22 protein-coding genes and 1 pseudogene are annotated in these 24016 nt (G+C 36.4%); all 23 read right to left on the bottom strand.

Annotated features, from left to right (window positions below; all coding sequences use genetic code 11):
• Positions 1–44: 44 nt before the first annotated feature.
• A complete protein-coding gene (locus VMW39_00790; GenBank protein ID HUW22556.1) occupies positions 45–344 on the bottom strand; it encodes a TIGR04076 family protein in 300 nt (99 codons plus the stop codon).
• A 28-nt stretch (positions 345–372) separates the two neighbouring features.
• Positions 373–1650, bottom strand: a complete 1278-nt coding sequence (locus VMW39_00785) for a glycosyltransferase family 39 protein (protein HUW22555.1) — start codon at positions 1648–1650, stop codon at positions 373–375.
• Positions 1651–1658: 8 nt separating this feature from the next.
• The gene (locus tag VMW39_00780) at positions 1659–2351 is read right to left on the bottom strand and encodes a glycosyltransferase family 2 protein (protein ID HUW22554.1); all 693 of its coding nucleotides are present in this window, start codon (positions 2349–2351) and stop codon (positions 1659–1661) included.
• Between the two features lie 3 nt (positions 2352–2354).
• Complete coding sequence (locus tag VMW39_00775; GenBank protein HUW22553.1) at positions 2355–3050, bottom strand: class I SAM-dependent methyltransferase; 696 nt, start codon at positions 3048–3050, stop codon at positions 2355–2357.
• A gap of 20 nt (positions 3051–3070) precedes the next feature.
• Entirely contained in the window at positions 3071–4309 is a 1239-nt protein-coding gene (locus VMW39_00770) for a glycosyltransferase family 39 protein (protein HUW22552.1), read from the bottom strand.
• A gap of 74 nt (positions 4310–4383) precedes the next feature.
• Positions 4384–4458: pseudogene (locus tag VMW39_00765) on the bottom strand (GDP-mannose 4,6-dehydratase).
• Between the two features lie 21 nt (positions 4459–4479).
• The gene (gene asnB / locus VMW39_00760; protein HUW22551.1) at positions 4480–6408 is read right to left on the bottom strand and encodes an asparagine synthase (glutamine-hydrolyzing); all 1929 of its coding nucleotides are present in this window, start codon (positions 6406–6408) and stop codon (positions 4480–4482) included.
• Positions 6408–7484, bottom strand: a complete 1077-nt coding sequence (locus tag VMW39_00755; protein ID HUW22550.1) for a glycosyltransferase — start codon at positions 7482–7484, stop codon at positions 6408–6410. Before VMW39_00755 ends, asnB begins: the two co-directional genes overlap by 1 nt.
• Before the next feature lie 36 nt (positions 7485–7520).
• Positions 7521–8669 (bottom strand): glycosyltransferase family 4 protein, encoded by a 1149-nt coding sequence (locus tag VMW39_00750; protein ID HUW22549.1) that lies wholly within the window; start codon positions 8667–8669, stop codon positions 7521–7523.
• A gap of 2 nt (positions 8670–8671) precedes the next feature.
• Positions 8672–9604, bottom strand: a complete 933-nt coding sequence (locus VMW39_00745; protein ID HUW22548.1) for a methyltransferase domain-containing protein — start codon at positions 9602–9604, stop codon at positions 8672–8674.
• Positions 9604–10275 carry a class I SAM-dependent methyltransferase gene (locus tag VMW39_00740; GenBank protein HUW22547.1) on the bottom strand — a complete coding sequence of 224 codons (672 nt, stop codon included), beginning with the start codon at positions 10273–10275 and terminating at the stop codon, positions 9604–9606. Before VMW39_00740 ends, VMW39_00745 begins: the two co-directional genes overlap by 1 nt.
• Before the next feature lie 8 nt (positions 10276–10283).
• Positions 10284–11174 carry a methyltransferase domain-containing protein gene (locus VMW39_00735; GenBank protein HUW22546.1) on the bottom strand — a complete coding sequence of 297 codons (891 nt, stop codon included), beginning with the start codon at positions 11172–11174 and terminating at the stop codon, positions 10284–10286.
• Between the two features lie 4 nt (positions 11175–11178).
• The gene (locus VMW39_00730; GenBank protein ID HUW22545.1) at positions 11179–12567 is read right to left on the bottom strand and encodes a radical SAM protein; all 1389 of its coding nucleotides are present in this window, start codon (positions 12565–12567) and stop codon (positions 11179–11181) included.
• A complete protein-coding gene (murJ, locus tag VMW39_00725) occupies positions 12564–14150 on the bottom strand; it encodes a murein biosynthesis integral membrane protein MurJ (protein HUW22544.1) in 1587 nt (528 codons plus the stop codon). The genes VMW39_00730 and murJ overlap by 4 nt, the downstream gene beginning before the upstream one ends.
• Positions 14140–14349, bottom strand: coding sequence for a hypothetical protein (locus tag VMW39_00720; protein ID HUW22543.1), 210 nt, complete (start codon positions 14347–14349; stop codon positions 14140–14142). The genes murJ and VMW39_00720 overlap by 11 nt, the downstream gene beginning before the upstream one ends.
• Positions 14346–15473 (bottom strand): glycosyltransferase, encoded by a 1128-nt coding sequence (locus VMW39_00715; GenBank protein ID HUW22542.1) that lies wholly within the window; start codon positions 15471–15473, stop codon positions 14346–14348. Before VMW39_00715 ends, VMW39_00720 begins: the two co-directional genes overlap by 4 nt.
• Before the next feature lie 167 nt (positions 15474–15640).
• Positions 15641–16144: a hypothetical protein gene (locus tag VMW39_00710; protein HUW22541.1), complete on the bottom strand. Its 504-nt coding sequence runs from the start codon at positions 16142–16144 to the stop codon at positions 15641–15643.
• Positions 16145–16365: 221 nt separating this feature from the next.
• Positions 16366–18498 (bottom strand): tetratricopeptide repeat protein, encoded by a 2133-nt coding sequence (locus VMW39_00705; protein ID HUW22540.1) that lies wholly within the window; start codon positions 18496–18498, stop codon positions 16366–16368.
• Entirely contained in the window at positions 18482–20134 is a 1653-nt protein-coding gene (locus VMW39_00700; protein ID HUW22539.1) for an O-antigen ligase family protein, read from the bottom strand. Before VMW39_00700 ends, VMW39_00705 begins: the two co-directional genes overlap by 17 nt.
• Before the next feature lie 124 nt (positions 20135–20258).
• Positions 20259–22073: an AMIN domain-containing protein gene (locus tag VMW39_00695; GenBank protein ID HUW22538.1), complete on the bottom strand. Its 1815-nt coding sequence runs from the start codon at positions 22071–22073 to the stop codon at positions 20259–20261.
• A 23-nt stretch (positions 22074–22096) separates the two neighbouring features.
• Positions 22097–22573, bottom strand: coding sequence for a hypothetical protein (locus VMW39_00690; GenBank protein HUW22537.1), 477 nt, complete (start codon positions 22571–22573; stop codon positions 22097–22099).
• Positions 22570–23139 (bottom strand): type 4a pilus biogenesis protein PilO, encoded by a 570-nt coding sequence (gene pilO, locus VMW39_00685; protein HUW22536.1) that lies wholly within the window; start codon positions 23137–23139, stop codon positions 22570–22572. The genes VMW39_00690 and pilO overlap by 4 nt, the downstream gene beginning before the upstream one ends.
• 29 nt (positions 23140–23168) lie before the next feature.
• The gene (locus VMW39_00680) at positions 23169–23717 is read right to left on the bottom strand and encodes a PilN domain-containing protein (protein HUW22535.1); all 549 of its coding nucleotides are present in this window, start codon (positions 23715–23717) and stop codon (positions 23169–23171) included.
• Between the last annotated feature and the right edge of the window lie 299 nt (positions 23718–24016).

The raw sequence follows: 24016 nt of genomic DNA, 5'->3' as shown, positions 1-24016 counted from the left end.
CCCACCGAAACAATCGTTCAAAATTTATCAGGCTACTCCACACTCTATTTCTCTTCAGTTGTAATTTCAAATACAACAGTTCCGCCACCAGTAATTTCGCAAGGGTCCAGGCACTGCACACAAGCTTTTCCATCCTTGTTGGCAAGCCCCAATTTTTCCGGGGCAACACCGTTATACAAAGCATTATAATAAGGCATAATTGAAGCCAAAGAGTGCATGCAGATATTGGCAGTCTCTCTGAGGTTTATTTTATATCCTTCATCAAGTACAATCATTTCCCCGACCCTATACACCGGGCATCTTCCCTTAATCTCGACTACCTTGATTACTAATTTTCCAGCCATATTTGTTCCGATGTCCTTTATATTCTATCTAAATTTTGAGTCGCTTCGCCAATCTCAGCGATTTCGCTTTCAACAAAATAAAGTTTAAGCTGAATGCTGCAAAAATTATCATATAAGGCATAATCGGCAAGCGGTACCTGATTTGCGACCAAACAATCAGGTGTATAATAGTAAAAGATAGTATCAAACCATAAAAAAATGTGAACCGTTTCCAGTTCTTGATGGAAAAGATGATTCCAAGTAGGCTAAAAGGTAAAAGTATACCATAAGAAAGAAGGCTAAGGAGAACTAACAGACCTTTTGATTGCCCGTAGGTATAGATATTTTCCGTATGCGGGTACAATCTCCAAAATTTAAGGAATTTCCTGAGGGCTAATTTCATCATGTATTTTGGATTATTTCTTATAAACTTTAAAGCCTCCTTGGTAAAGTAGTTGTTTTGTTCTATTTCATTCAATTCTTTCCCTTTTAGTAATATAGGATTTTTTTGCTCTTCCTGTTCGATCCGCCACTGGTGCTCAGCATCGAATAGCAAGCTTCCGTCTAATAACGCAAAGCCTAACTGTGTAGTAGACGGGATAATTCTTCTAAAAACAATATGGTTTCTAATAACCCAAGGAGACAAAGTAATAGTAAAAAAAAGCAAAAAGATCCCAATATTTCTATATGTTGACACTTTCCTAATTCCCAAAATCACCAAGAAACTTAAAGCAGAGAAAGGAACGAAAGCAAAGGCTGTTGGCTTACACAGCGCTGCCAGTCCCATAAACGCCCCACCCAGGCTAAGATTCTTCCAATCAGGCTTATCCACGCTGGTGATAAGGCAGTACACAGCAACCGCTAAGAGAAATGTAAACAATGTCTCCACAAGTAAATACCCCGTGTAATAGATAAAAAATGGATAAAATACGCAGATAATAGCCGCAATAACGCCCACATTCTTATTTGCTATTCTCCTGCCAATAAAATAAACCGCCACGCAGGTTAAACTACCAATTAATGACTGAATTATCCTTACTGCAAGATAACTGTGCCCAAAGAGAAAGTATACTCCTGATAGAAAAAGTGGATATATAGGTGCACGGTGTGCTGTAGGAATACCGGGTTGAAAAGCATATTGGCCATACTTCAAAATATTTATCCCTAATAGATCAAATCCTGCAGCATCACTGACAGGAATATTTCCTTTTAAATAAAAGGCATATAAAATTCTCAAAAGACTGGCTAACGAAAATAAAACTATTAAGAATAAGTATTCATTAATTACCAATTTGCTAGCCATAATTTTTTCGAGCTCTTTTTTCATTGGCACACTCACAAAGAATGTTTATCTATAAAACGATATTTTATGAGGGTCCATATCGCTTGCAATCCATCCCTCAACCCTATCTTCTTTCCTTGTTCTATTGACCTCGAATAATAATGAATGGGTACTTCATAGATTTTAATACCTCTTCTTAGTACCTTAGCTGTGACTTCAGGACAAAACTCAAACTTCTTACAGTCCAAATTGATACTTTTCAAAATGTCAGCTTTGAATACTTTATAACAAGTTGGCTCATCAGTAATACTCGAATGGTAAAGTAGATTTGTCAGCCAACTCAAGAATCTGCCTCCGATGGCATACCGATAGTAAGACCATTTATTTTGTTTAAGAAGTTCTCGAGACCCGTATACCACATCTGCTTTCCCCTCAATAATGGGCCGGGTCAATTCATAATAGTCTTCGGGCTCATATTCTAAATCAGCATCTTGAATAATTATGATATCTCCGGTTACATACTTAATCCCTGTTCTTATCGCCATCCCTTTTCCCATATTTTTATCATGATAAATCACTTTGATGTTATTATTATCAATTCTCCTTAATGTATCTCGCGTGCTATCTATTGAACAATCATCCACAATTATAATCTCTTTCTCCATATTTACATTCATTACCTTGCGTACGATTTCCTTTATGGTATGTTTTTCATTATAAACAGGCATTATGACTGATAATTTCATACCTCAGCCTTTCCGGCAAACGAAAAGTAAACTAAGTCCAATAGGAGGCAGAAACAGCTTTTCCCAGAAAGCGAAAAAGGGCACAAACTTATCAAAGAATACCATCTGCCTGGGGGGATGTAACGACCTCTTCAAGATTTTGCTGTGCAAAACCCATGGAAAAATTCCAAAAAAATTTGCATAGGATGCTTTTTTGATAACAAAACCAGCCTCTCTCAATTTCTTGGTTAGTTCAATCCTAGTATACCTCCGATAATGAGAATCAGCCCGGTCAACCGTGCCATAAAGAATTTTGAGAGCGGGCACAAACAAAATTAATCTCCCCCGCTCTTTGAGTAATTGATAGCAATGTCTTAGTGCTTGAAGGTCGTCTTTTATGTGTTCCAACACATTTATGCAAACAACGGTATCGAAATTGAACTCTCTCAGCTCTCCAAACCCTTCATTGGATATGTCGTGATTGACGATCCGTAAGTTCTTATAATGAGAGAATTTAGATTTCATAATTTCTATACACTCAGCTGAATTATCAATGGCGACTATTGCTTCATAATCAAGAAAAAATTTGGTCATATTTCCAATGCCGCAACCAATCTCCAATATCCTTTTTCCAATAAAAGGCTTAATTATTTTATATATCCAATTATTGTAATTGACAGTCTTCGCCATTCTATCTAAATTCTGAATCGCTTCTATCATTTCACCGATCTCACTCTCTGTCATCCTAATTTAACTTTTGATTCTATAATTTTTTTATTGATTTTTATTAAACATACTGAAGCAAAAATAAAGACATAAGGTAAAACTGGGACATGATAACGGGGTATAGTAACCAAAAAAATATGCCCTGTAAAAAAACAAATCAGTAATAAAGGAATTATGCAAGACTTCCATTGTCTTCTAATCAAGAAAACTCCTATAATACCTAAAATAAGCGTAACAGTGTGCAGAAGTAAGAGGCAAAATTTCACGAAAAGCGGAAAATACTGACGTTCCCGTAGATACCAAGAATTCGGCTTGTCAATGCCAAATACACTACTATGACTGGTTATCCAGAATCTGGGAAATTTTTTTATGGACATAATGAAATATTTTATTGGACGCTCCTTGATATTTCTCACTCCTTCCTTAAATAACCTTTTATCTAATTCTATAGGTGAATATTCTTCTCCCATGGTTCTTAGGGGTTCTGTTGTCACTCCTTGATATTTACCGTCCCAGGGCACATAAGTACCTGCCCATAATGTCAATCCTCCTCCTGTGGCAACAGGTAAAAAGGTATGAAACCGAAAGTAATTGCGCACCGTCCAAGGAATTATTACAACAACCATCATTGAAAGAAAAATCAAAAAATGGACAATTGCTCTAATCTTTACTTTATAAACAGCCCATAATCCTACAAAGATAAAAAACGGAAATAACATCGTTGTCGCTCGACATAGAGTTGTTATTCCCAACAACATGCCACTAATTGCATAATATTTACCTAATCTATTTTTTACTGCTCTCACTAGAAATAAGGCTGTAATAGATAGCAAAAAAGTAAACAAGGTTTCCGTTAGAAGAAACCCAGTGTAACTTATCAGAACCGGATACAAAGCTATAATTAAGGAAGTGACCCGACCCATCTCTTCGTCAAAAATCTCCTTTCCCAGCCAATAGATGACCAAACAAGTCAAAGCACTGACTATTGTTTGTGCTAATCTTACTGCCAGATAACTGTGTCCAAATACAAGATAAATCAGACTCAAAAAAAACGGATACACAGGCGCTCTAACCGGTGTCGGCACACCGGGTTCCAGTGAAAAACCATCACCAGAAGCTAAATTCCAGCCAATAGTATCATATTGCAAAGCATCACTTTCTATTTTTAACTGAGGGAAAAATAGGACGTACGTTAACCTTAAGATTAATGCCAGTACGAAAATGAAAATTAAGTATTTCTTTTCCTTATTCATCTTAAAAAAGTTTATGGTAGAGATTCAAGTATTGAGGAACTATTTTATGAAACGAACACTCTTCTTTGATGATTTCTAATTATTCTATGAACTTCATATCCTTTTGATGACAAAAATTCTGCTAAATATGAACCATCCCGTCCTGTGATCCCCGTTAATCAGTCCTTTTTTCATACTACAATATCTCCATCAATAAAAACTCTATGCCATAATTCTAACATAAAAAGAGCCCATAGGCGATAACCATGGTCTCGTCTTCCCAAGATATGCTCCTGAAATAATGCCTCCACTTCTTTCATATCAAAATAACCTCTTTCTGCTTTTGGGGAAAGGACAATTTCTCTGAAATAATCCTTCCATTGATGACGAAACCATTCTCCGACAGGAATGCCAAATCCCTGTTTAGAACGATGCAGGATTTCAGGAGGAAGTAAATCCTGAAATGTTCTTTTTAGAATGTACTTTTGAGAAAAAATCTTCATTTTCCATGAAGATGGAAGGCTGGAAGTAAATTCAAGTATGCGATAGTCCAGAAATGGCGAGCGTGCCTCAAGGGAATTCGCCATTGTAGCCACATCCATCTTTATAAGTAAATCCTCCGGAAGATAGGCATTGATGTCAGTATAAAGAGCTCTGTCAATAACCCCGGTCGCCGGCGCCCGCTCAAATAAATTGCTGAGATATTCATAAGTATCAATATCTGAAAATCTATTTTTCATCTCATCAGAATAGATCCGCTTTTTTGAAAAATTATCAAAGAAACAATGCCAGATGATGTTTCTACGAGAAGGAGATTCATTTAAAGTAGACAAAAGCCGTTTTGCATAACGAATGGGGTTCCGTTGAGATGATTCAACATCAGGGATTAAATTCAAAAATTCTGAAAATAATTTATGAGGAATTATTTGAAAGGGCAAAGCCAGAATAGTAAAATTTCTTAAGGCAGAATATCTCAGATAACCGGCAAAATTCTCATCCCCCCCATCTCCATTTAAGGCAACTTTTACATATTCACGTGTCATCTTAGCAACATAAAAACTTGGTAAGGCTGAGCTATCAGCATAAGGTTGGTCATAATGCCAGACAATCTTAGGTAAAATATCAATATAATCTGGTTTAACGATAAATTCATGATGCTCACATCCAAATTTCTTAGCAAGTATTCTAGCATATCTCAATTCTGAAAATTCTTGTTCTTCAAAGCCAATAGAAAATGTCTTTACCGGTTGAGATGATAATTGACTCATCAATGCCACAATTATGGAAGAATCATGCCCACCAGAAAGAAATGCACCTAAAGGAACGTCGGCAATCATCCTAATTCTAACAGCATCTCTCAAGAGCGACCTGATTCTCTCTTTGGCTTCATGAAAAGTCAAATCTGTCTTATGTCTGAAATTTAGCGACCAGTACTTGCAGCTTTTTATCCTGCCCTGTGAATCAATAACCATAAATGTAGCCGGTGGAAGGCGAAAGACATCTTTAAATATCGTCATAGGAGAAGGAATGTATTGATATGTAAGATAATAATGAATTGCCTTTAGATTAATCTCCTTCTTAAATTTCGGTATTACCAGAAATGACTTTATCTCCGAAGCAAAATAGAACCTGTCACCTATTCTCATATAATATAGAGGCTTCTTCCCAACCTGATCCCTTGCAATGAAGAGGCAGTGTTTATTTTCGTCCCACAGGGCAAAGGCAAACATTCCATTCATATATTTGAGGCAGTCAGTCCCGTAGTCCTCATACAGATGAGCAAGTACCTCTGTATCGCTCTTTGTGTAAAAACAATGACCCTTTTTTTTGAGATTATCCCGAAGCTCCTGGAAATTGTAAATTTCACCGTTTAATATAACCCATATTGACTTATCCTCATTATGAATCGGCTGCTGTCCTGTTTCCAAATCAATAATACTCAGCCGCCTCATCCCCATCCCCACGTTATATTTTGCCTCATTTTGCTTTTTATATTTTCCGCTAATATAGTATCCCTCATCATCCGGTCCCCGATGAATTATTTGATTGTTCATCTTCTTCAATAATTCTTCAGATATCGGCTTACCATCAAAATTTAATATTCCACAAATTCCACACATTATTTCAACACATCCTCATAACTCTTAACCATCCGATCCAATGTAAATTCTTCCTTTACTTTTCTATAGGCATTTTCTATGAGAATTCTACGCAAATTTTCATCCTTAAGTAATTTAATCATAGCCCGAGCCAGTGCCTTTTTATCACCACGAGGAACTAAAAGGCCTGTCTTTCCATTTTCAATAATTTCATTCACACCGCCCGGACAATCAACCGAAACAACAGGAACTCCACAAGCCATTGCTTCTAAAATAACATTAGGAAACCCTTCATATAAAGAAGTCAAGACAAAAGCTCTTGCTTTCTTAAAATAAGGATACGGGTTATTAATATAACCAGGCAGAATTAAATCTACTCCCAAAGATTCTGCTTTCTCTTTAAGATGTTTCCTTAAAGGACCCTCACCCAAAATAACCAGAGATAAGCTTTTAAGTTCTGCCATTACTTCAATTAAGAAATCATAATTTTTCCATTTGTGTAAACCCCCACACGCAAGCAAATAACTTTGGAGATTAATTTCATATTCAATTTTTAATTTTTTTATCTTTTCTAAATCTATTCCATTATAAATTACTTCAATTTTACTTTCTGGAATATCAAAATATTTACATAAATTCTCCTTGACATTATATGAGACTGCAATTATCTTTTCTGCTTTGGGATAAAGTAGTGAAATCATTTTTTTTCTTAACTTTGGAAGAGAATATCCTTTTATATCTATCCCTGAGAACGTTCTTTCACTTATTAGAAAGTCTGTCTTCGTAAGAATCCCTGCTAAAATGGAAATCAAGTTCGTTCCCCAGAGAAAAGACAATATCTTATCGGGTTTACTCCTTTTAATTAAATTTATGAGTTTGAAGGTTAAAAAAATCGAAGCTGGTCTCAGTTTTGTACTCAAATCAAAAATAGGAACATTTTCTGGCACCAGCTCTTTCTCGGTTCCTGTCAAGTGAAAAACAGCAAGATTCGGCTCAAACTTTTCTCTATCAATATATCTCAAAATATATTGCATTTGTTTCTCTGCCCCACCACCGTAGATGCGATAGAATACGAAAAGAATCTTTTTGTTACTCATTACAAATTTCCAAAGCTCGTTATGTTACCAGAGCCGTTAGCTTAAGAGTCCTTTGTATAAATTTATGTAAGCCGGAACTATAGAATTTATTGAATACCGTTTTAGAATTTTTTTTCTCGCTTGACTACCGAAATCTTTAAAGGATTTTTTATCTTTTAATAACCTCAATATAGCAGATGCAAGTTCTTCACTACTTGATGGTTTTACTAAAATTCCATCTTTACCATCATCAATTAAGTCAACATTACCTCCAATCTTTGTTGTTATACAAGGAAGCCCACAAGCCATTGCCTCCAAAAGTGCAACAGACATCCCTTCTGCAAGTGAGGGTAAAACAAATATGTCACTCGCCTGAAGATATTCAGAGATATTTTTTTTCTTTCCTAAAAATTCTATCTTATCCAATAAGTTTAAAGCACATGCCTGATCTTTTAAACTCTTCATCAGAGGTCCATCCCCGATAATTAATAAAGCCACTTCAGGATATGAAATAATCACTTCAAACCACGCTTCTATTGAATAGAAAATTCCTTTTTGAGGAGTGAGCCGTCCCACAAATGTCACAATTTTTTTGTCCGGTGGCAATAGCAACTTATCTCTTAATTTATTCTTTACATTGTTTACTACAGGATAAAATTTACTTTCATCTACAAAATTAGGAATTCTGATAATTTTCTCATCTTTAATACCGATACTCTTTAATTCATCCTTTGCTTCCCAGCTGACCACAATAAACTTGTTAACTTTTTTGATAATTCTGAAGATAATATTTGCACCTTTTATTCTTTTAAGTCTTACAACATCACCATATTCTCTAGTACATTGAATGGTAACAATAACTTTTTTTCTGAATAACATATTCATAATGACTGCTGAGATTGTATGTAAGTACAAAATATGACAATGGATGATGTCATAATCATTTCTTTTAAAAAAAAGAAATAGAAAAGTACTCAATAAATAACTCAATCCAAAAATAGGTCCCCACTGAGGGGCAATTATCTCTCTATATACTATCAATCCATTCAAGTTCTCTCTTCTTCTTAGGCCCTTTACCCTCTGGGTAAGAACAAATACTTTTGCTCCCTCTTTTAAAAGCTCCCTTGCTAATGCTTCTGCTTGTTGTTCTGCCCCACTAACAACAGGATAAAATTGAGAACATATCATGCAAATTCTAAAATTCATTTTTACTTCCTCCCCTTGACTGCTACTGGAAAATGTAATAATTTAATATCTTTTAAACCGGCTTCCTCAAACCAACTCATAACTTCATAACAGGGATGCTTATTTTGATACTTTGGTGAATACCAGTCGAAAGTATCCAGCACTCTCCATTTCCAATCGGAATGACTACTCATGGGAAAAACGTTAATCAATGCCCCAACCTTCGGGATTTTTTTAAAGTAATAAAAAGGAATCGCCAAATGAGATAAATACCACAACAATTTCTTTGGTAGATGAACAGTAAAAAGTCTATAAAAATCAGTAATGATTTGTGTATAACTCGTTTCATCAGAATAAACCCAGATAGCAATTTCTCCTCCGCTTTTCAAAAGACAGGGGAGGTTCATAAATGCTTTCTTAGTATCAGGAGTATGGTGTAAAACGCCTATGCTGTAAATATAATCAAATGTATTATTTTTGAGAGGAAGGTTAAAAATATCGGCATGTATAATATGAACATTATCAAACTTTTTTAGATTTTCATATGCAGAATCTACAGCAAAGGATAAATCTATTCCTATTACTTCCTTTGCATAGGGCTGAACTACTTCCATAAACCGTCCCATACCACACCCAGCATCCAGAACAATCTTATCTCTTAACTTTTCTAACTCAATACCTGTCTTTTCTATAAATGTAACCTTGGATTCTGTCCTTCCTGTTGCGCTGTCTAACTGCGTTTTTTTATAAATTTTCCACTCAAAACTGAAACTTTCCACATATTTATCTGTTGAAACAAACCGAGGGATAAAATTTATGATTTGATATTCCGCTTGACAAATGGGACAATGCAAAATACCGCTTTCAATTTCACTGTTTACACTTTTGGATTTAGCTATGCCTAAATCCGATTTGCATTCAGGGCAGCAAAGAAGTCTTAATAATCTATCTTTCATTATTTTTTCTTTCCTATACAACCAATTCCCATGGCATATGAGAAATTATTTTGGAGAATCCGATACAATCCATGAGGTAGAAGTCGATGCACCCAATTATGAAATGGCGAAACAATGTTACCATACCCGAACTTACCTATTACTTCTAATCCGGCATACTTAAATATTCCACGCAATTGAGAAATAGTATAAATTCTTTCGTCAGTTATTTCACCAGAATATCTTGTAAATTTAGTCGGAATTACCGCTATCATATATTTTGCACATTTTGCTTGTTCTTTAAGTAAAACAATTGTTGTTTTTCTATCAAAATGTTCTACCACACCAACTGAATATACTAAATCAAACTTGCCATAATACTTTGACAGGTCAAAAGCATCTACCTGTTCAAATTTAACATTGGAGCGAAAATATTCAGCATTTTTCCTGGCTTTTTCCACAATATTCGCATCATCGTCAATGCCTACCACCTCATACCCACATTTTTGAAGATAAATATCAGAATAGCCAAGTCCACAACCAACATCCAAAATTCTCGCTGGTGGTTGCATCAATCTTTTAATTCTGAAATATAGTGGTTCGTTGTAATTCCAGTGGTTAACCGCAAAATCCAAGACGCTATGATGTTTATATTCTTGCCTCTGAAAATATTCTTGCCATCTTTTTGTCATTTTCTATATTATTTTTCCCCTACAAAATAGAAAATACTTGCAATAGATTTTCTTTTTATCAAAAGTGGATCCAAATACTTCAACGGAAGCAATATCCAACCAGTAATTATACTGATAATCTCACGAGGAGCATCGTGATTATGCCAGAAATTAAATAATTCAGAAAAATATTGTCTTAAAAAAACAATCAAAGCCACATTTGGTCCACCACTAACGCCTAACTCCAAAGGCTTGAAATCTTTAAATAGATTCAATAACCCTGCTTCAGTATAACGCTGATAATCCATATCTGTTCCTGTTACCGGATGATAAGGATATAAAAATGGAACTTCAATATAGATTTTCCCACCTTTTTTTAAAATTCTATAAATTTCATTTACTACCTTCACTGGATTCCAGACATGCTCTAATACCGATGTGCAAATTATCCCGTCAAAAGTCTCGTCAGCAAAAGGGAGGATATGAGCATCTCCAACTATATCCACATATTCAGAAAGTGCTATATCCAGATTAACTATCCGCTGATCAAATCTTCTATATCCACACCCCAAATCACAAGTTTTTGCTCCGTAATCAAAATAGTTCAGAAATTTTTCAACTCGTTGGTATAGACTATTTATAGAATATGGCTCTAGGGAATGCATTTTTCTTAATATTTTTGAAATCCGTTGCTTAAATAAACCTATCTGCATAGAGGGTTTCGAGCTCTGTTGTAATAATATACGAGATTGTTTATCAAGCATAATTGGAATCCCATCCCTAATTTCATATTCCTGCTGACATTTCGAACAAATTAGCTTCCCTGTTTTAATTTGTTCCTGTTTGGTCTCTTGAATTTCCATTTTGAGATCTGCCTTACACTTTGGGCAACAAAGATAATCTAATAACCTTTCTTTCATTCTTTCACTCCCTCCTCAAGCCTTTTGCAGTAATTCTCTTAAAATATCTAAATAAAGATAGAAAAATTTCCACGGGATTATACAACCATTTTGTAAATCGCTGTCTCATTATCTCTGTAAAGTAAGACCTTTTTCTCATACGTCTAAAAAGATAATACAATTCAAACAATTTCTTTCTCTCAATTTTTTCTGTTAATATGACTTTTTCTTCAAGATTATCTTTTGATTCAATCTTTAATTTCTTCCAATTCATATCCTCCAAAACTAATCCTTTCTTCAAGGCGTATTCCCAAAAATAGGTTCCTGGTAAAGGAGTTAAGATGTAAATATTAGATGTAGAAACAATATTATTATTGCAAATGAAAGATAACGTTTCCAAGATTTCATCCTTAGTTTCATCAGGTGAACCAATTATAAAACTAGCCCCTATGTTAAGCCCAAATTTTTTCATTATTTTAATTGCTTTAATATTATCTTCCATTGTAACTCTGTCCTTTAGATAATGAAGTATTCTTGCATTTCCTGATTCCAATCCAATATTAGTGGAAGTTACATTCATCTCCTTTAACAATTTAACAGTTTCTTCATCAATTAGATTTGCTCTAACGGTCACAAAAAAACTTACTTGCTTATTAATTCCTTCTTTTTTTATCAGCTCTACAATTTTAGACAATCTTTCTTTATTTGCAATAAAAAGATCGTCATAGAAACATATTATGCTTGGTGAATACTTGGATATTAACATTTTTAATTCCTCAAGTACATATCGAGCTGAGAAGAAACGGACACTCTTCCAAAAACTGCTGGAAGCACAATAACGACAGTGATAAGGGCAACCTCTGGAAGAAACCAAATGCACTCTATCTTGCTTTTTAACACCAAGTAAATCTCTCGCTGGAAAAGGAATACGGTCCAATGGAACTATTAGTTCTCTTGCTTTGGTAACCTTTAGTTTACCGCTTTTATCGTAAAAAGCAATTCCAGAAATCTTACCTATCTGCTCAAAATTTATCCCACTTCCCTGAAACATCTCCATCAATTCCAGCATAGTTTCCTCACCTTCCTGCATAACTGCCAGGTCCATATCTGCTGTTAGGCTAGAAGGTAAAGCAGTAATATGGGGTCCTCCTATTATTACTTGAAGGCCTAAATTTCTGCAGATTTTGCTAATTTCTTTTGCTTTCCCAAAATTTTGAGATAGAGAATATATGCCGACGATATCAGGTTTAAACATTCCTAGTTCTTCATTTATATTTTTCTCAATTATTCTTATCTTTATTGATGGCATATTCTTTCGTAAATAAGATGCAATGTATCCTAAACCAAGTGGAGGAAAATATTCTTCCTCTGTCGTTGTTTTACTCTCAATCGCATTAACAAGCAGTAACTTCATCTTATTTTATCTCCAAAACTAAAAACTTTGCTTTTCATTAATCCCAAAAATTTATTTACTTCTTCCATTTTTAACAAAAAAATTGTTCCTATAAAAAGACATCCCGAAATAATTATGGGGACTCCAATCTGGATCACTTGATTGATAATCGTCACAGAAGCGATTATCTGATTCAAAAGGTTAAATATAAAAAAGATACCTATCCCTGCAGTTATGGAGGCTATAATAATTTTGGTAATTCCTTCCAATATGTACTTTGTAGATAGAGACATTTGTTTTTTTAAAAAAATAAAAAGAAGACTCATTATAGTAAAATATGTTACCGACGTCGAAAGAGCAATTCCTGCAGCGGGAGGATTGATAATTTTTATAAAAAGAAAGTTTAAGACTATATTCATTATTACTCCGACGATGGTTATTTTTAAGAGGGTTGCCATATCTTGAAAAGCAAGGAATACCCTTGCCAGAATCATTCCCACTGTATAAAAGAAAAACTGGAAGGAATAGCATATAAGAATTATCGAAGTTAAATTTGTTGCATGGGAATCAAATAGCCCCCTCTGGAATAAGAGCGTTATTATCGGTTTTGCAAGGATAACTAAAATCACAGTTAATGGTATAAAGATAAAGCCAGACATCCTTATGCTTTTGGCAACAGAATCCTTCATTTCTTCAATTTTGTTTTCAGCAATCTGAGATGAGAAGAATGGGAAAACTGCAATAGCAATAGATGAAGAAAAAATTACCAAAGGAACCTGAACAAGCCTTCCTGCATAGCCAAGAGCAGCAATACTTCCGGGAGCTAGATAAGAGGCCATAATTCTATCAACAACGATATTCAATTGAGAGGCAACCATAGCTATGAAAAAAATAAAACTTAAGGATATCATTTCTTTTATTGCCGGGTGTTCCCGGTTAAAATCAAAGTAATGATGATACCCTTTTCCCTTTGTAATAGGAATTAAGAAAATGAATTGCAGAATTAGACCTACAAGTAATCCATAAATAAGGGTAAAAATGCTCAACTGTTTTACAAAGAATAAAATAAACAAAATTGTGGTGATTGTAACAAACATCTGTGAAAAAGCCGGCCAAGCAAAATGCTCAAAAGCATTAAGAATGCCAGCCATAATCCCTATCAGCCCACTTAAAATAAGGGTAAAGCAGACTATACGCAACATCTTTATTGCTAAATTAATAGTCTCTGGTTTTAAACCATGGAAACCAAATCTGATAATCCAGGGAGCAAAAATATAAAGAAATAAAGACGCAAAGATAAAAAAAATAAAAAGATAATTTGTGATTACTGAAGAAATATGATTTGCTTCACTTTTGTCTTTAAGTTTATACCTAATAAATATAGGAATAAAAACAGCTCCAAATGTTGATAATAGAACACTATTTATTAAATTTGGAACAGTAATTGCTGCATAAAAAGCATCCATAACCTTTGTAATTCCAAAATAATTTGCAACAAGGATTTCCTTTCCTAAACTTAGTATATGCCCGCAAGTACTTGCAACTATCAAAATTAATGCTGCTTTTGCTATCTTTAAATTTGTGCTGACAATTTTAAGTCCCAAAATAAACCTCCTGAATATAGAAGGAAATAATTCGGGAAATAAAAAAATTGTCTAATATCTTCTTTCGCGCGTTCTCTCTTACCTTCTTTAAATTTGATAAACATATCGGTGTTTTATCCCAGATTTTTTCGTATACATTCTCCAATTGTTCTGGTTTTGTGAAATAGTTTGTATCGTGGTCTACCAACGCAAATCTCATTTAATCATTTCCTCATATAACTGCACATGCTTCTGGGCTACCATACCTATGGAGTAATTTTCTTCAATTGTCCGCCTTGCCTCCCGGCCCAATTTATGACCAACTTCAGGCTGGCTTAGTAATGTTATTATTCCTTTTGCAAATTGGTGCACTTTGCCCGGTTCAACTAAGAATCCATTCTTTTTATTCTCAATTATTTCTTCCGTGCCACCTATCTTAGTAGCCACAATCGGCAGTTCTGTAGCCATTGCTTCCAGTAGTGCATTAGATAATCCTTCCGCAGTTGAAGGAAAGACAAAGCCATTACCAGTTTGAAGGTATTCATTGACATTATCAACTTGACCAGTAAATTTTATAGATTCAATAATTTTTAACTCCTTCGCTAAACTAATCAAGCTACCTTTCTGGGAACCATTGCCTATAATAAGCAGGTAACCTTCTTTTTCAGATTTTATGACTATTTGCCAGGCCATGAATAATACTGCCAGTCCTTTAACCGATTCCAGTCTCCCCGAATAGACCATAATTGGGAGTGATGGAAAATTGAAGCGTCTCTTCAAGTCCTGTTTTTGTAGGTCGTCGACTGGATGAAAAAGGGCTGTATCTACACCATTGGAAATCTTTACTACCTTCCTTTTAGCAAATCCATAGTCTATTGATTCCCTCTTCACTTCCTCACTGGGACAAACGAAAACGTCACCATATTTCATTAGAATTTTGAGCTTTGCCCTTCCAAGACAAGTTCTATCGGAAGTTTGGATATCTCCTACTTTCCCGGAACGGCCAAATTTCACGATAACCTTCTTTCTCAGCAGTTTGCCTGCAATTGCTGCTGTAATTGCCGGGGAAGACGCTAAATGGGCGTGGATAATCTGGTATTTCCTTCGATTTTTCATCAGGAAAAGAAATGATGAAAACATAAATGACAAGGAAGCAACAATTCCCGAACCCAAAGCGAACAATCTATAAACTGGAACTCCATCTAACTTTTCAAATCTCTTCAGTCCTTTTAACCTTTCGGTAATAACAAAAGGATTTACATTTCGAGCGATTAATGCCTTGGCCAGCCTCAAAGTTTGTATTTCGGTTCCCCCAACGACTGGAGGAAAATATGCACTAATCATGCAGACTCCTATTTTCATACATCACCTGGACTCAAGATTGTCGCTCAACGGTCTCTTTAGCGAAGAAAGAACCATCTGGAATGTTCCCTTCCTTTCGGAAGGACTCCGGAAGTCATCTTCCTTTCGGAAGGACTCCGGAAGTGGCTCTATCTTTTTCAAAGTTCTTTTCATAGGAAAATTTTCTTGGGGATGATTTTCAAGAAGGTATTAATCAGGGTTTGCATTTTCTTCACTTTTCTGAATTTCTCTTTGTAGAACTGAGCCTTCTTTTTCTCCTCTACAGAAAGGCTGTTTTCTATCTTAGATAAGGCTTTCTCAAATTTATCTATTCCTCCTGACATTTCATTTACTCTTTCTTGTATGCCACCTTTAAACCTGTTAATTACTATTTTCAAGGTATCAGGGTTTGCCTCGTAAAAATCCTTTCGGGAACCCTTCACCCATACTTTTCTCACCCCACCCCATTTTTCCAATTCGCGAATATTTGTACTTACACTCCCCTTGCTTACTTTTAATCTTTCCACCATATAATCGAGACAGAGTGGCTCATCGCTTAGGAAAAGCAATGCGTATAGCTGTCCCACAGTGCGGCTAAGCCCCAGGCGCACACCCAGCTGACCAGCAATTTCTGTGAATTCATCTCTTATTTTATCAAGTTCAGGGTTTTCCATAATTTTATGGCTTTGTAATAGTTGGTTTAGAACGTTTAGAATGTTCTAAACAAAGTATATTATAACTTTCCCCTTTTGTCAAGCCCTATTTTTAGGCAATGTCGGGCTCAGGGACGAGCCCGACTACCGAAGTGTGGGACGAGCCCGACTACCAGCCATCATCGCGAAACAAGTTTCGCTACTCCAAAAAACTGTGGAGTAGCAGAGCTTGCTCTGCGTTATTATTCGGACGGAAGCTCTACTCCTGAGATGGCTTCCTCAATTAGGTTAAGGTTCATTCTGTAAGCTTCATTTTGAGGAGCCAGTTTTATTGCCTTTTTAATCTCATCTGTTGCTAAGTCGTACCTCTTCTGGATAAAGTAGACATCGGCAAGTCCGCTATGGGCAGCTGCAGAATAGCGATTCAATTTCAGGGCTTTTCTGTACTCAGCAATGGCTTGAATTATATTCCCTTCCTCCATCCAGCACCTTCCCAAACCCACATAAACACGAGAATAATCAAATTCAAATAATCTATTTTCATAATCTTTCCCCGAGAAGACCAATTGGGGAAGTAGTCCTTTCAACTTTAAGACCTTGTAGAATTCTTCCTTGGCTCTGGCAATCTCCTTTAAACCCAACTGGCTCTCTCCCAACCGCAAGTGGGCTAATAGATAGTATGGTTCTATATCAACTGCTTTTTGATATTCTATTTTTGCTTTCTTAAATTCCCAGCGGTCTAGATAGTAAGAACCCAGGGCAAAGCGGAAAAACGGATTGTAGGGGTTATGCTTCACTGCTAGTTTAAATTCCTTTAAAGCGCTTACTGTGTCTTTAAGACGATAGTAAATACGGCCTAACTGGTCATGATAATCCGCCTCTTGGGGATGTAATTTTATAACCTTCCCATAAATTGAAATTGCTCTATCCTGTTTTTCTTCTTTCCTGTAATAATCGGCCAATTCCTTATGGTATTCAGCATTCAAAGGAACAAGTTTCACGGCCTTCCTGTATTCTCCCTTATATGCATAGTGGTTTCCAAGATAGATTACTGAAACGAGGAGAAACAAAATTGAGAGAAAAGAAATAGACGTCACTCTTAGCCACCCGGGAGCTTGAAGGTCAGAAAGTGAACCGAGCTTTTCGTCAGGGGAAATCCGGGATAGAAATAGATTATGATTATCAACCATAATCTTTGTTATAAAAAAGAGTAAAATACAGGTTATTGCCGGAAGGTGGAGATTGAAATAAAATAGGCCCTGGGTTAATACTGCTAAAGCGCCTGCCGAGGCAGAAACCACCTCAGCTTGAGATTTAAGAGAGAGATTATTCTTTAATAATTTCTTTACTCCCTTCACCATTATGTAAAAAATGGAACATACGAGAAATACTACAATCATTCCCAGTTCAGCACCTATCTGTAAATACTCATTGTAGGCAAATTTTGTATAAGTGCCATAGCCAGAAGCAATCCGAAAATTGCCAAAGTTTCCCGGGCCTACTCCCAGGAACGGATGTGCTGAGATTACTTCCACACATCGACTCCAAATTCCCAATCTCTGGAGGAAGAACTCTTTCAGAGTTTCCCCTCCCAACAATTGAAAAACTTTCATCGTAGAAGGAAAGATTAGAAATATTCCTATGAGAGTAAAGATTATATATGCTGCCCTCTTCTTGTATAGAAAAATAGTTATAAATATGATTGCAGCTAAAAGAGCAAGTACTCCGCTTAACGAGCGAGTCAAAACTAAGCATATAAACATTATAAGTGTAGTTATAAGATAAATGATAAAGGGAACTCTATGTTGGCTAATTATATTCTTAATGTTTACATTAACGTTATTTGGACCACTCCACTTTCTAAAAGTCAGTAGTTCAGTTATTCCCAGGGTTATTCCCACTGTCAGGTAACCGGCTAAAAAGTCAGGAGTGGGAAGAGTTGCTTTAATTTCTAAATGAAAGAAAGACTGGAATAGACCAGTGACTGCAAGAATTGAAGCGGAAACGAAAATTATTTTAAATAGATAATTTCCTCTCAATATGTCTCTATCTGTTAAATGTTCTACTAAGAGAAAATAGAAGAGAACAAAAGTAACTATTTTTATAAAAGAGAGAAGGGAATTGTGTAAATATGTGGAATTAACTACTGAAAAGAAGGAAAAGAATAGAATAAGACAGACTGGAAAATGGAGTGAAGGCGAGATGTAAAGTTTCGTCCAAAGAGAGTTAAAATTTTTCCTTTTTGCTAAGTAGAGAATTGATAAAATGAGAATTATTGCCTGGATTAATGAGCGGGGAAATATCTTTTCTCCACCATTAAACCAAGGAATATATAGAAAGATAAATATTAAACCTAAATTAATTATTCTCAACATCTATCCTGGTTTGCATTCTTCCCACCAATTCGCTTATTCTTTGCCAGTAATCACCATTTTGCCTGTCGCAGGCTATGGCAGATTCCATGTAAAGAATAGCCTTCTTGTAATCTTTCTTTAACTCATACACATAGGAGAGATTAGCGTAAAACGGTCCATAATAAGGCATCCGCTCAACCGCTTCTCTCAACTCAATTATTGCTTCATCCAAATAGCTCGAATATCCTTCTCTCCAGTATCTGGCTAAATATACCCCTGCAAGTCCGTGATGATACCAGGAATTCAAGGAGTCCAACTCGATCGCTCGTCCATATTCAAATTCTGCCTTCTCTAAGTTCACCCCTTCTACTTTCACTAAATTCTCTAACTTTCTAATCTCAAAAAGATGCTTACCCAACTGGTAATGGCGATTTGCCAGAGATAGTCTGGTAAGCCCTACCCCCACTCCAAGAATGGAAAAAGTAATTGCTCCGGTAAGTAGTAGTTTATTAATCTTCCCCAATCGGTGCCTGGGGACTGCCGAGTTTCCTCCCTTTCGGGTGGACTCCAGAAATCCTGGGCCAGTAATTAATAGCCCCAAGAAAACCCAGAAAAGTATTGCATTTGCCGGAATACACAGGTTATAATCGGTAAGATTATGAAACAATATGGCAACAATACTTCCCAATACCCCGACTTCAAAAGAAAAGAACTTGAAACCCTTAGATAAAAATTTAATATGCTTCCCAACCATAAACAGGAACCAGAGGAAAACACCCAATCCTACAACTCCCATCTCTGCTGCAAGTTGCAAGAAATAGTTATAAGCATATAATGGATTTAAGCCTGTTAGTTTATACCTGGCATAGGCGGTTTCGAACCCACCAAGGCCAACCCCTATTAGAGGACGTTGGTAAACCATTCTCAATGCTCCCCACCAGCAAAGGAGGCGATTATAAACCTGTAATTGTCTGAGTTTAAAAAGTAGCAGAATTACGATAACTACAGCTATAGCGATAAATATATATCGAAATTTAATAAAAATTTGCTTCCCATGCTTGAAATAGAGAATTACACAAATTCCCAAAATTACTCCTATAATCCCTCCCGGGGATTTCGTCAGGAATAAGCAAGCAACCATTAATAACCAACCAACTAAATAAAAAAGGTGGGATTTGATGAATTCTCTGTTAATCGAATTTGACAAGGAGAGAATCAGTCCTGTCGTAAATGGAATTACCATTGTTAAATATCCGGCCAAAATATTGGGATTAACCATTGTCCCGGCCGCTACATTCCCTCTAATGAATTGGTATATTCCGGTTATCGAGAGAAAGATGCCTACTAATAATACTAAACGAATTAAATTCTGTCTCTTTTTCTTTTTTATTATAGTAGTTACTAAATAAAACAGAAAAAAATAATTGAGCAAATTGAAGATTTCGTTTCTGCTATTGAATCTGTTAGTGGAAAAGAGAAAGGAGATGTAAGCCATGCTCAAAAAGAGGACCAGAGGAAAAGAAAGCCTCTTAAGCTGAACGCGGAAGGAAGTCTGTGATTCTGAAGTAGCTGGAGGAAACCATACTAGGAGGATACTATACAGGAGGAGAGCAAAAAGAGAGAAGAGATAGACAAGAGTCAGCGTCCAAATATCCATACTCGCACGAGCGAGAGGGGAAAATATAAGAATCAGGCACAAAATTGCATAGATAACTTTTTTGGTATATATATTTGTAACTCGCTATCCTCTCTCTCCTTGAAAAAAGTACCTGTCACCTTTTTTAGTGGCGCATGACATGGGGAGTTAAGAAAATCAGAAGTTCCAATGTCCGCTTGTGTGTTTCTTTCTTCTTAAACAAGTAACCTAAAATGGGAATATCGCCTAAAATTGGTACCTGGTATGTCGTGCCCTTTTCCGTCTCACTAACCAATCCACCAACCACCACTGTCTGTCCTTCTCTTATTGTGACTTTTGTCGTCGCCTCCCGGTCTGTGGTTTGTGGTCCCGCCGCAGTAAAACCCACAAAGTCTTTCACTGCTACGTTAACATCCATACTTATCTGATTACCCGTAGGGCTAACTGTAGGAGTAACATCGAGAGTAGTTCCGATTTCCAGTTGCTTCGTGGTCTCGGTGACTCCCGCCGCGGTAACTATAGTTTCCTTATAAGGTAACGAATCGCCCACATGGATGTGCGCTGGACGGTTGTTCTCCACCACCAGGGTGGGATTAGACAATGTCTTTGTTTCGGCCTTTTTTACCAGAGCCTTTAAAGTGAGCGCAAGATCTGCTCCGCTCATTATTGTAGCTATATTTAAGGTTGCTGGCGTTCCATAACTAAAAGGTGCAGCCATATCTTCTACATTTCCAGTCACCGTTGTATCACCGAATGTAGCACTGCCAGTAAAGGTTTTAGTCATTGTCCAATCTATTCCTAGATCTACACCTTTACTGATATCTACTTCCATAATCCTTGCCGTAATTCTGATCTGAGGCATCTTGATGTCCAATTCCTCAATGAGCTGGGAAAGCTTCTCTATACCCTCGGAAGTGGAAGTTATAATTAAGGCGTTAGTAACATCAGATACACCAACAGTGGTATACTTCTTTTCTTCTTCTGTTAATGACGTATCAATGGTATCTTTGACCTCTGAAGCATTTCTATTCTGCAGCGAAAATGTCTTTCTATAAGTGGGCATTTTGCTCTTGTTTACAACCTTGATAACATTTTCAGAATGTTGAATTCCTATCAGTCCTTTTTGATCCAGAACAGTTCTTAGTGCTTCATCGAAAGGTATGCTGTGTAAGTGGATGGTGACCTCCCCTTCAACGTCTTCAGCCAGGACAAAATTCATCTTCGTCTTCAAGGCAAAGAAGCGAATTACTTGTGATATGTCAGCGTCAACAAAATCTAAACTCACTGGCTCCTGGCTGATTGGACCCATTAACTCTCCTATCGCCACTGGTCTTTTCTTCTCTTCTATTGCTATCTTAGCCGGCCTTCTCTCTTCTTTTTTTATCTTCTCTACTAACCTTTTATGCTCTTCATCTTGAATGTTTGGTGCAATTCCTTCTTCCCTTATTATTTTTTTCTTTGTTATCTTTGGCCTTTTCTCCCTTTCTACTTTTATTATTTTCGGCACTTCTTTTTCTACCTTTTCTATGGTTCCTTTACCAAAAATAGTCAGGATAATCTGTTTCTCAGTGGCAGTAGACTCATAATCAACCGGCCTCTGTAAATCGAGAACTACGCGAGTTATTTTAATAGGTTCATTCTGATACTGACCGGAACGGATTCTCTTAAGTAAGAAATTGTCTACTTCCAACTCTTTCTGCTTCCAGTTGTGAACTGTATTAGTCATCTCCACTACCAACCTTGGCGGATTAGTAATCTTGAAACAGTGGTATTTTATGGGTCCCGTAGTGGTAATTATGATGTTCGATTTAGTTTCACTGATCTTCTGAACTTTCACATTAGTCAACTCTTCCCACTCGGGTACAGGGTTCCCCTCCCGGGCAACTGGTCCAACATTTACAAAACAGACCAATCCTAACACTAAAATAAATACTATCTTGGGAAAAAGTAGTTTTCTCATTCGATATTCTCCTCTTTTAATTCTCATTTTTCAGTTTTCAATTTAAGCTCTCGAATGACATTATTACGGGTAATTAGAATTACCTTATCTTTTCTCACTATGGCCACCACACCATCTACAACCCTATTGTAATTATCTATTAGCTTTCCACCTTTAACTACATATCCTCTTCCTCCGCCAGCATCAATAAGGGCATAGTTATCCTTAGCTGAAGGAGAAATCATAATTCCTGTTAATTTCAATCTACTCAGGTCAATTTCTACACCTTTACCAACCCTTTCAATTCCTCCTCCCATGTCTTCAGGAGGAGCAAATGGGTCCTTATACTTCTTACCGCCATATGTATACCTGACTTGCCTTTTCTCCTCTGTTTTTTTAGCCGTGACAATCTCTTTCTCTTTTATAGGTTCTCTGGAAACCGGCCTGGCCTTTTTTTTAGGACAGCCATTGAGCCCCAGGAGAATCAGGATAAAAATAATTAGAACAATTTTACTATTCATTTACTTTTTACTTTTTCTTCTTCTTCCTTTTTTTCTTTAAAGGTGTAGGTATATAGTTGAAAATCCGTGGAAATGCCTTTCAGTTTTTTTTCATCTTCCAATATTGGTGTTACGCTTAAATTTTTAATATGAAAAATTCTCTCATATTGACCTATTTCAGCCAGAAAGTCCGCCAAATTATGGTAGTTAGTATCCAGAGTTATTAGAAAAGGGTGGGATATGTAATATTCCTGCTGTTTTTCTGCTCGCGGCCGGAAATCAGAAATATCAATCTTAAACTTCCGTCCAGCACTGGTTATATCTCGCAGCAGGCGAGGAATTTCCTTCTCTCTGGGTAACTTTTTTTCTGCTTCTGCCACCTTAACTCTGAGCAGTTCATAATCAGTTTTTAGCTGCTCCAGACGACCTGTTCTTGCTCTGGCGAGTGTAAGTTTTGATTGCTTTGTGGCCAACTCATTCTTGACCTTTTTTAACTTAAGCCCCAGCGGACCATAGAGATATTTATAGAATATAAAAAAAACTAAGACTCCCAGAATACCCAACAATACCTTCTGTTGTTTTGTCATCTTATTATCTCACTTATTAGAAAATGGGGTTACCTGTATTCGCAGGTTGCGCCGAAATTTTTTATTGCTACTTCTTCTTTCCCTTTTCTGGTAGTTATATTGCTCAGTTCAACTTTAGAAAAATTCTTAGCCTTACTCAATTTAGTAATAAAGTCAACAATTGCATAATTATCTACAGCTGAAGCCTCAATGGTAATAGTTAAGAAGTCAGGCTCACTTTTAGTCAGTAAGGAAGTTAACCATACTCGGGAAGGAACTATCCTTGCTAAATCCTCAAATAGTTGGGGATAGACCAATCGATTTCCCAGCAAGCTCTGAATGACATCTAATTTCTTAGCCAGAGCTTCTTTGGACTCTTCTATTTCATCAACTTTTTTAACTATCGTTTCTAAAAGGCTAAGTTCCTTCTCCACTCTTTTTACCTTTTTCTTCAGGCGAGTATATTGTCCAACCTTTAAGAAGTATAATCCTAAAAATCCTCCTACCACCAGGAGAACTATGATAGAAAGTAGAAGCTTTTTCTCCCGCAGAGCAACTTTCTTCTCTACCTCTTTAGGTAATAAATTAATCTTAATCATTTTTTAACATCTTCTAAATATAGGGGTCGGATTTATCCCACTCGCGGATTCAATACATTCAACAAAGTAGTGTAGCCCTTTATGGGCGTAATTTTTACGGGGACAAGCCCCTACACTACCTACATTGAGACAGAGCTATCACTCTGTCACTTCCTATTTGGTGTCCCCTTCGCGCCTGGTAGCCAGCCCTACAGCCACAGCAAATAAAGGAGCCAGCTCCTGCCAATCTGTACCAGAAATTCTTGCTGTATCTATTCCCCGGAAAGGATTATTTATATCTACCGGCAACCCGAGTTCAT

Source organism: bacterium (genome assembly GCA_035530055.1).
GTDB lineage: Bacteria > UBA6262 > WVXT01 > WVXT01 > WVXT01 > WVXT01.
Note: the sequence above shows the minus strand (reverse complement) of the source record. Positions and strands in the feature narration are given on the sequence as shown.

Bases quoted from the DNA above. Each gene is read 5' to 3' on its own strand.
- VMW39_00750 (HUW22549.1), bottom strand. From the start codon at position 8,669: ATGAATTTTAGAATTTGCATGATATGTTCTCAATTTTATCCTGTTGTT.
- VMW39_00690 (HUW22537.1), bottom strand. From the start codon at position 22,573: ATGAATAGTAAAATTGTTCTAATTATTTTTATCCTGATTCTCCTGGGG.
- VMW39_00700 (HUW22539.1), bottom strand. From the start codon at position 20,134: ATGGATATTTGGACGCTGACTCTTGTCTATCTCTTCTCTCTTTTTGCT.
- VMW39_00755 (HUW22550.1), bottom strand. From the start codon at position 7,484: ATGAGTAACAAAAAGATTCTTTTCGTATTCTATCGCATCTACGGTGGT.
- VMW39_00735 (HUW22546.1), bottom strand. From the start codon at position 11,174: ATGAAAGAAAGGTTATTAGATTATCTTTGTTGCCCAAAGTGTAAGGCA.
- VMW39_00790 (HUW22556.1), bottom strand. From the start codon at position 344: ATGGCTGGAAAATTAGTAATCAAGGTAGTCGAGATTAAGGGAAGATGC.
- VMW39_00720 (HUW22543.1), bottom strand. From the start codon at position 14,349: ATGAGATTTGCGTTGGTAGACCACGATACAAACTATTTCACAAAACCA.
- VMW39_00740 (HUW22547.1), bottom strand. From the start codon at position 10,275: ATGACAAAAAGATGGCAAGAATATTTTCAGAGGCAAGAATATAAACAT.
- VMW39_00770 (HUW22552.1), bottom strand. From the start codon at position 4,309: ATGAATAAGGAAAAGAAATACTTAATTTTCATTTTCGTACTGGCATTA.
- VMW39_00705 (HUW22540.1), bottom strand. From the start codon at position 18,498: ATGTTGAGAATAATTAATTTAGGTTTAATATTTATCTTTCTATATATT.
- asnB (HUW22551.1), bottom strand. From the start codon at position 6,408: ATGTGTGGAATTTGTGGAATATTAAATTTTGATGGTAAGCCGATATCT.
- VMW39_00775 (HUW22553.1), bottom strand. From the start codon at position 3,050: ATGATAGAAGCGATTCAGAATTTAGATAGAATGGCGAAGACTGTCAAT.
- VMW39_00695 (HUW22538.1), bottom strand. From the start codon at position 22,073: ATGAGAAAACTACTTTTTCCCAAGATAGTATTTATTTTAGTGTTAGGA.
- VMW39_00715 (HUW22542.1), bottom strand. From the start codon at position 15,473: ATGATTAGTGCATATTTTCCTCCAGTCGTTGGGGGAACCGAAATACAA.
- pilO (HUW22536.1), bottom strand. From the start codon at position 23,139: ATGACAAAACAACAGAAGGTATTGTTGGGTATTCTGGGAGTCTTAGTT.
- VMW39_00730 (HUW22545.1), bottom strand. From the start codon at position 12,567: ATGAAGTTACTGCTTGTTAATGCGATTGAGAGTAAAACAACGACAGAG.
- VMW39_00785 (HUW22555.1), bottom strand. From the start codon at position 1,650: ATGAAAAAAGAGCTCGAAAAAATTATGGCTAGCAAATTGGTAATTAAT.
- VMW39_00710 (HUW22541.1), bottom strand. From the start codon at position 16,144: ATGGAAAACCCTGAACTTGATAAAATAAGAGATGAATTCACAGAAATT.
- VMW39_00745 (HUW22548.1), bottom strand. From the start codon at position 9,604: ATGAAAGATAGATTATTAAGACTTCTTTGCTGCCCTGAATGCAAATCG.
- VMW39_00780 (HUW22554.1), bottom strand. From the start codon at position 2,351: ATGAAATTATCAGTCATAATGCCTGTTTATAATGAAAAACATACCATA.
- VMW39_00680 (HUW22535.1), bottom strand. From the start codon at position 23,717: ATGATTAAGATTAATTTATTACCTAAAGAGGTAGAGAAGAAAGTTGCT.